Below are 15,056 nucleotides of genomic sequence, written 5' to 3' on the forward strand. Positions count from 1 at the left end.
AAACTTAATGAGTAATAGAGTTTGTGAAATGTTAGATATAAAATATCCAGTATTACAAGGAGGTATGGCTTGGATAGCTGATGCATCACTTGCAGCAGCTGTTAGTGAAGCAGGAGGGCTTGGAATTATAACAGGTACAGCACCTGTTGAGTGGATAAGAGAAGAAATAAGAAAAGTTAAAAAGGCAACTAATAAACCATTTGGTGTAAATATAATGCTTATGTCACCACATGTTGAAGAAGTAGCAAAACTTGTATGTGAAGAAAAAGTTCCTGTAGTAACAACAGGTGCTGGTAGTCCAGGTAAGTACATGGAAATGTGGAAGGAAAATGGAATAAAAGTTATTCCTGTAGTTGCATCAGTTGCACTTGCAAAGAGAATGGAAAAAATGGGAGCCGATATGATTGTTGCAGAAGGTACTGAATCAGGTGGTCATGTTGGCCAATTAACAACAATGGCTTTAATACCACAAATTGTTGATGCAGTTAAAATACCTGTAATAGCAGCTGGAGGAATTGGAGATGGAAGAGGAGTTGCAGCATCATTTATGCTTGGAGCTTCTGGAGTTCAAATAGGAACTAGGTTCTTAGTTGCCAAAGAATGTACAGTTCATAAAAACTATAAAGAAAAAGTATTAAAAGCAAAAGATATAGATACAGAGGTAACAGGAAGACCAACAGGACATCCAGTTAGAGTAATAAAAAATAAATTATCAAGAGAATTCCAAAAGCTTGAGAAAAGCGGTGCTTCTGCAAATGACTTAGAAGAACTTGGCAAAGGTTCTCTTCCAAAAGCAGCAAAAGAAGGTGATGTTGTTAATGGGTCAGTAATGGCAGGTCAAATTGCCGGATTAGTAAATAAAGAAGAAACTTGTAGAGAAATAATAGAAGACTTAATAAATGGTGCAAGTTTTGTAATAAATGATTTTGGAGGATTATATGAGTAGTAAAAATATTGCTATATTATTTGTTGGGCAAGGATCTCAATATATAGGAATGGGAAAAGATTTATACGAAAATATTGAAGAATGTAAAAAAATTTTTGATGAAGGTCAAGAAGTATTGGATATGAACATTAAAGAATTAATCTTTAATGGCCAAGAAGAAGAACTTAAATTAACAGAAAATGCTCAGCCAGCAATACTTTTAACATCTTTAGCAGCTATTAAGGCTTTAGATATTAATGGAATATCAGGATATTATACAACAGGTCTTTCTCTTGGTGAGTATGGAGCACTAATATATGGAGGAGCTTTAGGGTTTGAAGATGGATTAAAGCTTGTTCGTGAAAGAGGAAAAATAATGGGAAGTTCACTTCCAAAAGGACTTGGAAGTATGGCTGCAATACTTAAATTAAATAATGAAAAAATAAATGAGTTATTAAATAGAGCTTCAGATTTTGGAATGATTGAAGGAGCTAACTATAATTGTCCAGGTCAAGTTGTTGTATCTGGAGAAGATAAGGCTATAGATGAATCTATAAAAATAGCAAAAGAACTTGGTGGTATGGGAGTTAAATTAAATGTAAGTGGACCATTTCATAGTTCATTACTTGAAGATGCAAGTAAAAAGTTTTTAGAAGAATTAAATAAAGTTGAATTTAAAGAGTTTGATAAAGTAATTTATTCAAACACATTAGGGGCTCCTTTTAAAGAAGGAGATAATTTAAAGGAATTATTAAGTAAGCATATAAGAAGTGCAGTATTATTTGAAAAAATAATTAGAGACATGTTAGACAAAGGAGTTAATACTTTTATAGAAGTAGGTCCAGGAAAAGCTTTAAAAGGATTTGTTAAAAAAATTGATAGAAAAGCTAAAGTCTATAATGTTTTTGATATGGAATCATTGAATGAAACAATAAGTAAAATAAAGGGAATATAGGAGGTTTTTTATGTTGTTAAAAGATAAATGTGCCGTAGTTACAGGGGCTTCAAGAGGAATAGGAAAGGCTATAGCCAAGAAACTTGCATCACTTGGTGCTAATATAGTTTTAAATTATAGAAGCAATGATGAAGAGGCATTCAAGGTACAAGAAGAAATATTAGCTATGGGTGTTAATGCAACTTTATATAAATGTGATATAAGTGATAGTAAAGCTGTTTTAGAAATGCTTAAAGAGGTAAAAGAAAAGTTTGGAAAAATAGATATTATGATAAATAATGCTGGAATAACGAGAGATACTCTTATTCTTAGAATGAAAGAAGAAGATTTTGATAAAGTTATTGATGTTAATTTAAAAGGTGTATTTAATTGTTTAAAATCTATAACACCAATAATGGTAAGACAAAAAGAAGGAAAAATAATTAATCTTTCATCTGTTGTTGGATTAGTTGGAAACGCAGGTCAAGTAAACTATGCGGCATCAAAAGCTGGAGTTATAGGAATGACTAAATCATTAGCTAAAGAAGTGGGAAGTCGTGGAATAACAGTAAATGCTGTTGCACCTGGATTTATAGATACTGATATGACAGAAGTTCTAGGTGAGAAATTTAAAGAAGAAACTAAGAAGAGCATACCACTTAAAAGACTTGGAAATCCAGAAGATGTTGCAAATGCTGTTGCTTTTTTAGTATCAGATGAAGCTTCATATATAACTGGTCAAGTTTTAAATGTTGATGGCGGAATGGTAATGTAAAGGAGAAAAGTTTATGGAAAGAAGAGTTGTAGTTACAGGAATGGGAGCAATTACTCCTATTGGAAATAATGTAAATGAATTTTGGAATAATGCAAAGAGTGGAAAACTTGGAATAGATTTTGTAACTTTAGTAAATAAAGATGAAGTAAGTGTAAAAGTTGCAGGAGAAGTTAAAAATTTTGATGCTGCAGAATCACTTGGGAAAAAAGAAAGTAAGAGATTAGATAGATTTTCACAGTTTGCTTTAGTTGCAGCTGATGAAGCAATAAAATCAGCGGGATTAGAATTAGATAATATGGATAAAAATAGAATAGGAGTTCTTGTTGGTTCAGGTATTGGAGGATTCCAAACTATAGAAACTGAAATAACTAAAATGGCAACAGGATCTAAAAGAGTTTCACCATTTTTTATACCAATGGCAATTATAAATATGGCTGCAGGAAATATATCTATAAAATATGGACTAAAAGGACCATCAACATCAATTGTAACAGCTTGTGCAACAGGAACAAATAGTATTGGGGAAGCTTTTAGACAAATAAAGCATGGATATGCAGATTGTATATTAGCAGGTGGAGTTGAAGCACCTATAACTAAAATAGGAATTGAAGGATTTGCTAGTCTTAAAGCACTTAATTCTTCAAATGATCCAAGAAAATCATCAATACCTTTTGATAAAAATAGAAGTGGCTTTGTAATGGGTGAGGGAGCTGGAATATTAGTTTTAGAAAGCTTAGAATCAGCTGAAAAAAGAGGAGCTAAAATATTAGCAGAAGTTGTTGGGTATGGTAGTACATGTGATGCTTATCATATAACATCACCAGATCCAGAGGGCGAAGGAGCTTCACGTGCAATGCTTCAAGCTATAAATGAAGCTAATATAAATCCTAATGAAGTATCATATATAAATGCACATGGTACATCAACACCTTTTAATGATAAATTTGAAACAATTGCTATAAAAAGAACATTTAAAGATGATGCATATAAAATTCCAGTATCATCAACTAAGTCAATGACAGGTCATCTTTTAGGAGCTGCTGGTGCTATTGAATCTATAATTTGTATAGAATCAATAATAGATAATTTTGTACCACCAACAATAGGGTATGAAAATAAAGATGAAGATTGTGATTTAGATTATGTTCCAAATGAAGGAAGAAGCCATGAGGTTAATTATGCTTTAACAAATTCATTAGGATTTGGAGGACATAATGCAACACTATTATTTAAAAAGTGGGACGAAAAATAGGAGGCTTTTTTATGAATATTAATGAGGTAAAAGAACTTATAGAGCTTATAAATAGTTCTGATCTTTCTTACTTTGAATTTAAAGAAGGAGACTTTTTATTAAAGATGGATAAATCTTTAACAAGGAATTTAAATGAAGAAGTAAGAGAAGTTAAAAAAGATACTATTAATAAAGAAGTTTTAAATAAAGTTAATGATATAGAAATTAAAGAAGAGAAAATAAAAGAAGAAAAAGAAGAATTAGTTGAAAATATAGAAATTAAAGGGACTATAGTTAAATCACCGATGGTTGGAACATTTTATGCATCTCCATCACCAGATAGCGATAGTTTTGTAAATGTAGGAGATAAAATAAATGTAGGAGACACTCTATGCATTATAGAAGCTATGAAGCTTATGAATGAAATAGAAAGTGATTTTAAAGGCGAAGTAGTAGAAATTTTAGTTAAGGATGGAGATATGGTTGAATACGGAACTCCATTATTTAAAATAAAGGAAGGTGCATAAAATGTTAGGAATAAAAGAGATAAAAGAAATATTACCACATAGATATCCATTCTTATTAGTAGATAGAATAACTGAATTAGAGGAAGGGGTAAAGGTAAGTGGTTATAAAAATATAACTGCAAATGAACAGTTTTTTCAAGGACACTTTCCAGAAGAGCCTGTAATGCCAGGTGTTTTAATACTTGAAGCTATAGCTCAAGTTGGAGCTGTTGCTATTTTAAAAAAGGAAGAATTTAAGGGCAAAATTCCACTATTTGCTGGTGCTGATAAAGTTAGATTTAGACAAAAAGTAGTGCCAGGAGATAAATTAGAATTAACTTGTGAAATAATAAAACTTAGAGGACCAGTAGGAATAGGAAAGGGTGTTGCTAAAGTAGATGGCAAGAAAGTATGTGAAGCAGAAATAATGTTTGCTATAGGATAGGTGAAATTTATGTTTAAGAAAATATTAATTGCAAATAGAGGCGAAATAGCAGTTAGAATAATAAGAGCTTGTAGAGAACTTGGAATTTCAACAGTGGCTGTATATTCAGAAGTTGATAAGGAAGCACTTCATGCGCAACTTGCAGATGAAGCTATATGCATTGGACCATATCCTGCAAAAGATAGTTATTTAAATATAACTAATATATTAAGTGCATGTGTACTTACAGGAGCAGATGCTATTCACCCAGGGTTTGGGTTTCTTTCAGAAAACTCTAAATTTGCTAAGATGTGTAAAGAATGTAATATAAAATTTATCGGACCTGATTATACATCTATTGAACTTATGGGTAATAAAGCTAAAGCAAGAGAACTTATGAAATTAGCTGATGTACCAGTAGTACCAGGTTTTGAAGGTATTATAAAAGATGAGGAACATGCTTTAAATATTGCAAAAAATATAGGATATCCTGTTATGATAAAAGCAGCAGCTGGTGGTGGCGGAAAAGGTATAAGAATAGCCTTTAATAATGAAGAATTTAAAAAGGGTTATAATACTGCAAAAGCTGAATCATTAGCTTGTTTTGGTGATGATACATTATATATTGAAAAATTCATTGAAAAACCAAGACATATAGAGTTTCAAATATTAGCTGATGAATATGGAAATGTAGTTCATTTAGGTGAAAGAGAATGTTCTCTTCAAAGAAAAAATCAAAAGGTTTTAGAAGAGGCTCCATCATCAATTTTAACAGAAAAACTTAGAACTGAAATGGGTGAAGTTGCAAAAAGGGCGGCTAAAGCTTGTAACTATAAAAATGCTGGAACTATTGAATTTTTAGTTGATAAAAATAATAATTATTACTTTATGGAAATGAATACTAGAATACAAGTTGAACATCCAGTAACAGAAATGGTTACAGGAATAGATCTTTTAAAAGAGCAAATAAAAATAGCTAGTGGTGAAAAACTATCATTTAAGCAAGAAGATATAAAGATAAAAGGTCATGCAATTGAATGTAGAATAAATGCTGAAGATCCAGAAAATGATTTTAGACCTTGTCCTGGTCTTATAGATGAACTTTATATACCAGGAGGTTTAGGAATAAGACTTGATTCAGCAATATATTGTGGTTATAAAATACCACATTGTTATGATTCAATGCTTGCAAAACTTATTGCTTATGGGAAAACAAGAGAAGATGCAATAATTAGAATGAAAAGAGCTCTAAGTGAATTTGGAATTGGAGGAGTTAAAACTAATATTGAATTTCAATATTCACTTTTAGAAATGGAAGAAGTAATAAAAGGCGAATATGATACTGGATTTTTAGGAAATAAGATGGTGAAGAAAGATGCTTAAGGATTTATTTAGCAAGAAAAAAAGTTATGGAACTATAAAAAAAGTAAATATAGAAGATAGTTTAAAACCTAATATTCCTTCAGGAATGTGGACTAAATGTGAATCTTGTCACTCAATAATATATCATGAAGATCTTGTAAATAATAAGCATGTTTGTCCAAAGTGTAATCATCACTTTAGACTTAAAGCTAGTGAAAGAATAGAAATGTTTTTTGATAAAGGTTCTTTTAAAGAATTTGATAGAAATTTAAAAACAAAAAATCCTTTAGATTTTGAAGGATATGATAAAAAATTAGCTAGTGCTAAAGTTAGAACAGATAGCAGAGAAGCTGTAGTTACAGGAGTAGGTCTTGTAAATGGAATAAAAATTTGTGCTGGAATTATGGATAGTTTCTTTATGATGGGAAGTATGGGAACTGTTGTTGGTGAAAAATTAACAAGGATGATTGAATATGCAATAGATAATAATCTTCCAGTTATAATTTTTACAACATCAGGTGGAGCAAGAATGCAAGAAGGTATTTTTTCTCTTATGCAAATGGCTAAAGTAAGTGCTGCTTTAGCAAAATTAAGTGATGCAGGACTTTTATATATAACAGTAATTACAGATCCTACAACAGGTGGAGTTACTGCAAGTTTTGCTATGGAAGGTGATATAATCTTAAGTGAACCTAACGCTTTAATTGGTTTTGCAGGAAGAAGAGTAATAGAAAATACTATAAAAGAAACATTGCCTGATGATTTTCAAAAAGCAGAATTTTTATTAGAAAAAGGATTTATAGATAAAATAATAGATAGAAAAGATTTAAGAACATATGTATATAAAATATTAAAGCTACATGGGGTGAAAAGCTATGAATAGAAGAATGGCAAAAAATATGAAAGCATGGGATAAAGTATCTATTGCAAGACATAAAGATAGACCTACAGGAAAGTTTTATATAGAAAATATGTTTGATGATTTTATAGAGCTTCATGGTGATAGAAATTTTGGAGATGATAAGGCTATAGTAGGTGGAATTGCTGAAATAGGTGGAACTCCAGTTACTGTTATATCTATAACTAAAGGCGAAAACACAAAAGAAAATATAGAGAGAAATTTTGGAATGCCAAAGCCAGAAGGTTATAGAAAGGCACTTAGACTTATGAAACAGGCAGAAAAATTTAATAGACCTGTTATTTGTTTAGTTGATACTCCAGGAGCTTTTTGTGGAGTTGATGCAGAAGAGAGAGGTCAAGGATCAGCTATTGCTATTAATCTCTTTGAAATGAGTAAGTTAAAAACACCTATAATTTCTGTAATTACAGGGGAAGGTGGAAGTGGAGGTGCTATAGCACTTGCAGTTTCTGATTCAGTTGGAATGCTTGAACATTCAATTTATTCTATTTTGTCACCAGAAGGTTTTGCATCAATTTTATGGAAGGATGCAAATAGAGCAGAAGAAGCAGCAGAAGTTATGAAAATTACAGCTCAAGATTTGAAAGATTTTAAAGTAATAGATTTTATTATAAAAGAGCCTAATGGAGGAGCACATAAAAATCCTCAAAGAACTGTAAATAGCTTTAAAAAAGCTATACTTACAGAACTTGAAATACTTAAAAAACTAGACAAAGAAGAACTTATAAAAAGAAGATATGATAAATTTAGATCATATGGTAATCTTATATAGTGTTTTTTTATGAGAATTAGAGTAAATTTATTTATTCTAATTCTTTTTAAAATTTAATACATATTATTGACATTGAGATTATATTAGAAATAATATATAATTATATAAATAATTTTATGAGGATGATGAAATGGATATTGAGCTGAAAGAGAAAGTAAGAATTTTTATTGATCTTACTAATGAATTAAAGAAAAATTTTAAGTGGGATAAGAAAGAAATTAATTTCTTAGGTGCTTTAATAGGAAATGAGGCAGGTTTTGAACTTGATGAAAAAAATATTAAAAGTATAAGAAAGTATGTTATGAAAAACACTAAATTTAATTCTAAATTCAGAGGTGAGTTTAAGAATGTTTTCTCTATTCTTATGAGCAATAGAAAAGATTACGAGAAAGTTTTTCAAAATGTCAAATATATAAATGAACTATTGGTAGATAGAGGGTTTTTGGATAACAAAAATACTTTATATACATCACTTTTGTTAGCAAAGAAATTTGATGAAGATGAACTTGAAGAAGTCTTGAATAAATTGCTTACTGTAAAAGAAAAATTAATTGAGACAAATTATAATTTTTTCAAAAAAGATGATTATTTGTCCTATGCGTATTTAGGTATTGAATATAAAAATTTTGATAAACTAATAGAAGGTATTGAATATATAGATTCAAAACTAAGTAGTATAAGTTTAAAAGAGGTTGAAAACTTAAATTTATTTTATTTAGCATTACTTGTCACAAATACGAAGCTTGAAAGCAAAATAGAAAAAGCTTTGAAAATAAGATGCAATTTAATAGATAAATATAATTGTATAGATGATAGCATATATCTTTTCTTAGGACTAGCATCAAGTTTTGTAAAAAATGCTGATGTATTTTCAAAAGGTGTATGTGATATATACAACATGTTAATTGAAGAGGATAATTTTAAAACTACTGGATTAACTGATAATACTATTTTAAAAATTTCTTTAAGTATTACACTTATGAGGTACTTAGAATATATTAAAGGTGATATAATAGATGTTGATACTATGGAAGAAGATGACCTTATATACTTAATTGAAGAATATATAGTTTTTTCGATTATTTTATAAAAGTAATTCTCTTAGAGGATGGAGATGTTAATTATGAAAAATACTAGTACTGATATTGCTAGAATTGCGACAAGAATGGCAATTTCAAGCAGAGAGGAAGAAGAAGAATTAAAAATAATGTATCAACAAGAGGGATGTTTAGTTACTGCTGTAAATGTTGGTGGTAATATAAATGATTCTATTCATAAAATTTTAGAAAGGGCTCTTGTTGCATCTAAAAGAAATGGACTTATAAGAGAAGAGCATCTTCATGAAGGGGCTATAATAGGAGCAACTAGAGATGCATTAATGCAAGTTCAAATGAGAGCTAGTGGACAAAATGTTGGTGGAAAAATTGGTATAGCAAGAAAAGGGGAACATATATCAATTTGTATATTTTTAAGTATTGGATTGTTACATTTAGATGAAGTTGTAATTGGTATTGGTCATAGAGCTATCTCAAAATAGTTTATTATATACCTAGAAAGAAAGAGGAAAATTTATGTATATTGTATTTGGAACTAAAATATTAGATACTAAAGATATAGCAAAAAATATAGAAGATAATACTGAATTTAAAATTCTTAAGGATATGAGTAAAGGAACAAAGAGAGAAGATGTTGCTGCTTATAATTTAAGTATTCCTGTAGAAATATTAAATGAGGAAATAGAAAATGATTATAACATAGAAGAACTTGATGAAGATACTCTTTTTGAAGAGTATGTTGCAATAGCAGAGGAGATTGCTATGGAAGTTGAGGATTATCTTCCAGATGAAAGTCAAGTTAGATTTGTTACTTATAAATGGGATTTATCAGATAATGATATTAGAGGTATATTAGTTGTTGGAAATGACGAAATAAAAGAAAATAAATTATTTGATGTATTAAAAAGATTATTAACACAAGTAGAATAAGTTTTAGTTTAAAAAATCGAGGTTTTGGCCTCGATTTTTTTATATTTTTAATTTTGTGATGAAAGAGTATAATATCTATCAATATCTTTTAAAAGTTTTTCAACACTAAAGTATCTTGCTTCTCTTATGTATTCTTTTCCATCTATATATAAAAGAACTGCTGGAAATGTAAAAATACTAAAGCTAGCTAATATTTCGTTTGTATTAAAAGGGGGTATTTCATAAGCTTTTAACTTAGGAAAGTTTTTAAGTGCAACTTCAAGTTTAGATTTTATTGCAGTACAAGCACTACAAGTAGCAGATGAAAAATATAAAAGAGTCATTCCTTTTTCTTTTAAAACTTTATCTATTTCTAATTTATCATTTAATATTTTCATAAAAAACATCTCCTTTAATTTAATTTTAGCACTACTGTCAAATATATTTCCTGGAAAATAATTGAAAACGATATGGAAGTTTTAATAAATATATTTAAATTAAAAGAATATAAATTAAAAGAGTAGTAATATTTTAGGTGAATATATGATTATAAAGGCTATAACTATTCCAACTCCTAAAAGAATAAAAAATAAACTTAAAAAATATTGTACAAAGGAAAGAATAGCTATATATTCTTTAATAGGTGGCGGAATAGTTATAATTTATCTTACAGAATCAAATTTTAAATCTATACCAATAGGAGGACTTTTATATTGTGGTTTTTCATATGAAGTTATAGAAAAAACAGATAAAGAAATTTTAGAACTTATATGCAAAAATAACATATTTCATGGAAACAGATATTTTTAAAAATTAATAATTATTTTATAAAGTTATTAAATAGAATTTTTATTTAGTAGCTTTATTTTTATGTGATATAATCTATTTATTAAAAATATGAAAGAGTGGTGGAAGTATGAAACCATTGGCAGAGCTTATGAGACCAAGCTCTTTAGAAGATTTTGTTGGGCAAAAGCAAATATTAGGCAAAGGAAAGCCTTTATATAATTTAATAAGTAAAAAAGTTATTCCAAATTGCATATTATACGGTCCACCTGGAACTGGAAAAACTACATTAGCTAATATTATGGCAAATTATGTTGATAAAAAGTTTTATAAGTTAAATGCAACGACGGCATCAGTTAAGGATATACAAGATATAACTTCTAATTTAGATAATTTACTTAATTATAATGGAGTTGTAATTTATATAGATGAACTTCAACATTTTAGCAAGAAGCAACAACAGGCATTACTTGAATTTATTGAAAATGGAAGGGTAACATTAATAGCAAGTACAACTGAAAATCCATATTTTGCAATACATAAAGCTATTATAAGTAGATGTAATATATTTAAATTTGAACCTTTAAGTTCTAAAGATATAATTATAGGTTTAGAGAGAGCTTTACATAAACTAATAGAAGAAGGAATAGAAATAGAATACTCAATAGATGCATTAAATTATATATCAGAAATTGCACAAGGAGATTATAGAAAAGCTTATAATATATTAGAACTTGCTATTAATTCTCAACTTAAAATTAAAAAAGATATTTCAATAGAATATGTAGAAAGTCTAGGTCAATCTCATATGAGAGCAGATTCAAGTGGAGATGAGTTTTATAACCTTTTAAGTGCTCTTCAAAAAAGTATAAGAGGAAGCGATCCTGATGCTTCTGTTCATTACTTAGCAAGACTTATAGAAAGTGGAAATATAATTGCAATAACAAGAAGGCTTTCTGTAATTGTTGCTGAAGATATTGGGCTTGCTCATCCAAATGCACTTACAGTAGTCAATTCAGGTCTTGATTTAGCTCTTAAAGTAGGGTTCCCAGAGGCTAGAATAATTTTATCAGAACTTGTTATATATTTAGCGACACTTCCAAAGTCTAATAGTGCTTATTTAGCTATAAATGAAGCAATTGCTGACTTAAAGAAAAATAATATTGGTGATGTTCCAAGTCATTTAAAGGATGCACATTATAGTGGAGCTTGTAAACTAGGTGTAGGAGGTTATAAATATCCTCATGATTATGTTAATCATTATGTTGAACAAGAATATTTACCAAATGAATTAAGAAAAAGAGAATATTATAAACCACAAAAAAATAAGTATGAAGAAAATATAAAAAAATATTGGGATATAGTAAAAAATAAATAATAAATAATAAATAATAAATAATAAAGAGCTAGTATTTAAATACTAGCTCAAATTTTTATATTAAAATCTATTGGGCAGGTATAAATGCCATTGAGAATATATCATTAGCATTACCTTCAAGTGTTAATGGAGTGCCTGAACCATCAGTTGAAGTATAGAATAATGCTTTAAATTGAACAGGTAAGCCATTTGAATATTTGCTTCCTGAAACATCAGAAGCAGTAATCATTGAAAATCTTATACTATTTATAGTCTTTCCTGCAATTGTAATAGGTCCACCTAAAATTTGATTAAGAGGAATAACTACTTCTGTTCCTCCTTCTTGGAAGAAAGATAATCCGTAACTATAATTTTTATCTTTTGTTGAATTAGGGGATGGAGTGACAGTATATTGATCAACTTCAGTTAGGGGAGTTGTACCAAGACCTGTATCCATTGAAGCTGTATTCATTATTCTACTATAAGGAGTTGTTCCTACAGTAGTACCTTGAGAAAGAACTAAAACATCACCTATTTTTATATTTCCATTAGTTGATTGATCACTAACTGCACTTTCATCAAAAGTTATAACTATTTCTCCACTTGCTGGTGTAGTACCAGCTGCTATACTAGTTATAGTAATAGTTGCTGGAGTTATTGAAAGAAATCTTTCAAGTCTAAAAAGGGCTTTATCTGGTGGAGTGGTTGTATTTATAGCTGTAGTATTATCATTGTCAAGTAATATAGCGTTCAACTTATATGAACCAGTAGTAGTAAAATCATAACTTAAAAGTTTAATTAACATAAAAATATCATCTCCATATTCTTTAGTTTATTATAAATATTTATCTAATAATATAATAGTTCAATTATGTAAAAGGGTGATTGGTTTTAATAAGAAAAGTACTATAAAAATAAAAATATAATCTTCATAATTAATTTACATAAGATTGTTGACAATAACCGAGTGATTTGGTATGATATATTCAGAAATCGTAGTAAGTTACTCTACTTTAAGGGGTGAGAAAATGAAACTTTCAACAAAAGGAAGATATGGTGTTAAAGCTATGGTTGATTTAGCTATTAACTATGGAGGTGCTCCGGTATCTATTAAAACAATATCAAAAAGACAAAATATATCAGAATATTATTTAGAGCAATTATTTAGTCCCCTTAGAAAGGCAAAACTTATTAAAAGTATAAGAGGAGCTCAAGGAGGATATGTACTTAATAGGGAACCTAAGGATATTAAAGTTTCAGATATTATGTATGTATTAGAAGGACCGATAGAGATAGCTGACTGTATAGAAGGTGCTGTCTGCAATAATATTGATTGCTGCGCAACTAGAATTCTTTGGAAAAAAATAAAAGACAGTATAGATAGTGTTATGGAATCTATAACACTTCAAGATATAGTTAATGATTATGAACAAATAAAACAAAACAATGAAAAGTTAAATCTTTTAGACAGAGGTGAATAAAATGAAATCAGTATATATGGATTATGCTGCAACAACATATGTTAAACCAGAAGTATTAGAAGAAATGCTTCCATACTTTACAAATAAATTCGGAAACCCATCATCATTTTATGCAATATCAAGAGAAACTAAGATGGCTGTAGATAAAGCAAGAGGTCAAGTTGCTGATGCTTTAAATGCAGATCTTAATGAAATATATTTTACAGGTGGTGGATCAGAGGCTGATAACTGGGCAATTAAAGGTATTGCGTCAGCTTATAAGAATAAAGGAAACCATATAATTACAACAAAAGTAGAACATCATGCTGTATTACATACATGTGAATATTTAGAAAAACAAGGTTTTGAAGTTACTTATTTAGATGTTGATGAAGAAGGATTCATCAATTTAGAAGAACTTAAAAATGCAATTACTGATAAAACTATATTAGTTTCAATAATGTTTGCAAATAATGAAATTGGAACAATAGAACCAATAAAAGAAATAGGAAAAATATGTAGAGAAAGAAAAGTCTTATTCCATACAGATGCAGTTCAAGCAATTGGTAATGTTGAAATTGATGTAAAAGATATGAACATAGATTTATTATCTATTGCAGGACATAAAATTTATGGACCAAAAGGAATTGGAGTTCTTTATATAAGAAAAGGTGTTAGAATACACAACTTAATTCACGGCGGTGGACAAGAAAGAAATAGAAGAGCAGGAACAGAAAATATTGCTGCAATAGTTGGTCTTGGAAAAGCTATTGAAATGGCTACTCAAAACTTAGAAGAACATTCTAAGAGATTAACTAAACTAAGAGATGAATTAATAGATGGATTGTTAAAAATCCCTTATACTAGATTAAATGGTCCAAGAGGAGATAAAAGACTTCCTGGAAATGTTAATGTATCATTTGAATTTATAGAGGGGGAATCAATACTTCTTTCATTAGATTTTGAAGGGGTATGTGCATCAAGTGGTAGTGCTTGTACATCAGGATCATTAGATCCATCACATGTTTTACTTGCTATAGGTTTACCACATGAAAAAGCACATGGATCATTAAGATTAACATTAGGTGATGGTTCAACAGAAGAAGATGTAAATTATGTTTTAGAAGTTGTACCACCAATAATCGAAAGACTAAGAAAAATGTCACCATTATGGACTGACTTTATTAAGAGAGGAGAAAGATAATTATGATATATAGTGAAAAAGTTATGGATCATTTCAGAAATCCAAGAAATGTAGGAGTTATAGAAGATGCAAATGGTATAGGAGAAGTTGGAAATGCTAAATGCGGAGACATCATGAGAGTATACTTAAAAATAGAAGATAATATAATAAAAGATGCTAAGTTTGAAACATTCGGATGTGGATCAGCAATAGCTTCATCATCAATGGCAACAGATTTAATAAAGGGAAAAACTGTTGAAGAAGCTTGGGAACTTACAAATAAAGCAGTTGCAGAAGCATTAGACGGACTTCCACCAGTTAAAATGCACTGTTCAGTTCTAGCAGAGGAAGCAATCCATAAAGCTATAAATGATTATAGAAAATCAGAAGGATTAGAAGCTTGGGATTTTGAAGAGCACGGAGATGACTTACACGACCACGTTCACGGAGATGAATAG

At 29.4% G+C, this 15,056-nt stretch carries 19 protein-coding genes; 17 read left to right on the top strand and 2 right to left on the bottom strand.

Annotated features, from left to right (window positions below; genetic code table 11):
• Positions 1-7 precede the first annotated feature (7 nt).
• From fabK to O212_RS0107725, 12 genes are all read left to right on the top strand, one after another.
• Positions 8-946: an enoyl-[acyl-carrier-protein] reductase FabK gene (fabK, locus tag O212_RS0107670; protein WP_024614534.1), complete on the top strand. Its 939-nt coding sequence runs from the start codon at positions 8-10 to the stop codon at positions 944-946.
• On the top strand, positions 939-1,880 hold the full coding sequence (gene fabD, locus O212_RS0107675) for an ACP S-malonyltransferase (RefSeq protein WP_024614535.1): 942 nt from the start codon (positions 939-941) through the stop codon (positions 1,878-1,880). The genes fabK and fabD overlap by 8 nt, the downstream gene beginning before the upstream one ends.
• Before the next feature lie 13 nt (positions 1,881-1,893).
• Positions 1,894-2,634 carry a 3-oxoacyl-[acyl-carrier-protein] reductase gene (fabG, locus tag O212_RS0107680; protein WP_024614536.1) on the top strand — a complete coding sequence of 247 codons (741 nt, stop codon included), beginning with the start codon at positions 1,894-1,896 and terminating at the stop codon, positions 2,632-2,634.
• A gap of 13 nt (positions 2,635-2,647) precedes the next feature.
• On the top strand, positions 2,648-3,886 hold the full coding sequence (fabF, locus tag O212_RS0107685; RefSeq protein WP_024614537.1) for a beta-ketoacyl-ACP synthase II: 1,239 nt from the start codon (positions 2,648-2,650) through the stop codon (positions 3,884-3,886).
• A gap of 11 nt (positions 3,887-3,897) precedes the next feature.
• Positions 3,898-4,392: an acetyl-CoA carboxylase biotin carboxyl carrier protein gene (accB, locus tag O212_RS0107690; RefSeq protein ID WP_024614538.1), complete on the top strand. Its 495-nt coding sequence runs from the start codon at positions 3,898-3,900 to the stop codon at positions 4,390-4,392.
• Between the two features lies 1 nt (position 4,393).
• Positions 4,394-4,816 carry a 3-hydroxyacyl-ACP dehydratase FabZ gene (fabZ, locus tag O212_RS0107695; RefSeq protein WP_024614539.1) on the top strand — a complete coding sequence of 141 codons (423 nt, stop codon included), beginning with the start codon at positions 4,394-4,396 and terminating at the stop codon, positions 4,814-4,816.
• A 9-nt stretch (positions 4,817-4,825) separates the two neighbouring features.
• Positions 4,826-6,178: an acetyl-CoA carboxylase biotin carboxylase subunit gene (locus tag O212_RS0107700; RefSeq protein ID WP_024614540.1), complete on the top strand. Its 1,353-nt coding sequence runs from the start codon at positions 4,826-4,828 to the stop codon at positions 6,176-6,178.
• Positions 6,171-7,040, top strand: coding sequence for an acetyl-CoA carboxylase, carboxyltransferase subunit beta (gene accD / locus O212_RS0107705; RefSeq protein WP_024614541.1), 870 nt, complete (start codon positions 6,171-6,173; stop codon positions 7,038-7,040). Before O212_RS0107700 ends, accD begins: the two co-directional genes overlap by 8 nt.
• Positions 7,033-7,848, top strand: coding sequence for an acetyl-CoA carboxylase carboxyltransferase subunit alpha (locus O212_RS0107710; RefSeq protein WP_024614542.1), 816 nt, complete (start codon positions 7,033-7,035; stop codon positions 7,846-7,848). Before accD ends, O212_RS0107710 begins: the two co-directional genes overlap by 8 nt.
• Positions 7,849-7,978: 130 nt before the next feature.
• Complete coding sequence (locus O212_RS0107715) at positions 7,979-8,938, top strand: DUF4003 family protein (RefSeq protein ID WP_024614543.1); 960 nt, start codon at positions 7,979-7,981, stop codon at positions 8,936-8,938.
• Positions 8,939-8,971: 33 nt separating this feature from the next.
• Positions 8,972-9,385: a HutP family protein gene (locus O212_RS0107720; RefSeq protein WP_024614544.1), complete on the top strand. Its 414-nt coding sequence runs from the start codon at positions 8,972-8,974 to the stop codon at positions 9,383-9,385.
• 34 nt (positions 9,386-9,419) lie between these two features.
• Positions 9,420-9,833, top strand: coding sequence for a hypothetical protein (locus tag O212_RS0107725; RefSeq protein ID WP_024614545.1), 414 nt, complete (start codon positions 9,420-9,422; stop codon positions 9,831-9,833).
• 47 nt (positions 9,834-9,880) lie between these two features.
• On the opposite strand, the gene O212_RS0107730 is transcribed toward O212_RS0107725, so the two are convergent.
• Positions 9,881-10,210, bottom strand: coding sequence for a thioredoxin family protein (locus tag O212_RS0107730; protein ID WP_024614546.1), 330 nt, complete (start codon positions 10,208-10,210; stop codon positions 9,881-9,883).
• Positions 10,211-10,355: 145 nt separating this feature from the next.
• Here O212_RS0107730 and O212_RS0107735 point away from each other — a divergent pair, with 145 nt between their 5' ends.
• Together O212_RS0107735 and O212_RS0107740 are read left to right on the top strand one after the other, a co-directional pair.
• Positions 10,356-10,622 carry a hypothetical protein gene (locus tag O212_RS0107735; RefSeq protein ID WP_051372996.1) on the top strand — a complete coding sequence of 89 codons (267 nt, stop codon included), beginning with the start codon at positions 10,356-10,358 and terminating at the stop codon, positions 10,620-10,622.
• 106 nt (positions 10,623-10,728) lie between these two features.
• A complete protein-coding gene (locus O212_RS0107740; protein ID WP_024614548.1) occupies positions 10,729-11,976 on the top strand; it encodes a replication-associated recombination protein A in 1,248 nt (415 codons plus the stop codon).
• 67 nt (positions 11,977-12,043) lie between these two features.
• Here O212_RS0107740 and O212_RS0107745 read toward each other — a convergent pair whose 3' ends face one another.
• Entirely contained in the window at positions 12,044-12,760 is a 717-nt protein-coding gene (locus O212_RS0107745) for a hypothetical protein (RefSeq protein ID WP_024614549.1), read from the bottom strand.
• Between the two features lie 223 nt (positions 12,761-12,983).
• Here O212_RS0107745 and O212_RS0107750 point away from each other — a divergent pair, with 223 nt between their 5' ends.
• From O212_RS0107750 to nifU, 3 genes are read left to right on the top strand one after another with little or no spacing between them, the layout of a single operon-like run.
• Positions 12,984-13,436: an Rrf2 family transcriptional regulator gene (locus O212_RS0107750; protein WP_024614550.1), complete on the top strand. Its 453-nt coding sequence runs from the start codon at positions 12,984-12,986 to the stop codon at positions 13,434-13,436.
• A 1-nt stretch (position 13,437) separates the two neighbouring features.
• Positions 13,438-14,619, top strand: a complete 1,182-nt coding sequence (nifS, locus tag O212_RS0107755) for a cysteine desulfurase NifS (RefSeq protein ID WP_024614551.1) — start codon at positions 13,438-13,440, stop codon at positions 14,617-14,619.
• A 2-nt stretch (positions 14,620-14,621) separates the two neighbouring features.
• Positions 14,622-15,056 (top strand): Fe-S cluster assembly scaffold protein NifU, encoded by a 435-nt coding sequence (gene nifU / locus O212_RS0107760; RefSeq protein ID WP_024614552.1) that lies wholly within the window; start codon positions 14,622-14,624, stop codon positions 15,054-15,056.

Origin of the sequence: Clostridium sp. Ade.TY (assembly GCF_000498355.1) — a bacterium.
Classification (GTDB): Bacteria; Bacillota; Clostridia; order Clostridiales; family Clostridiaceae; genus Clostridium.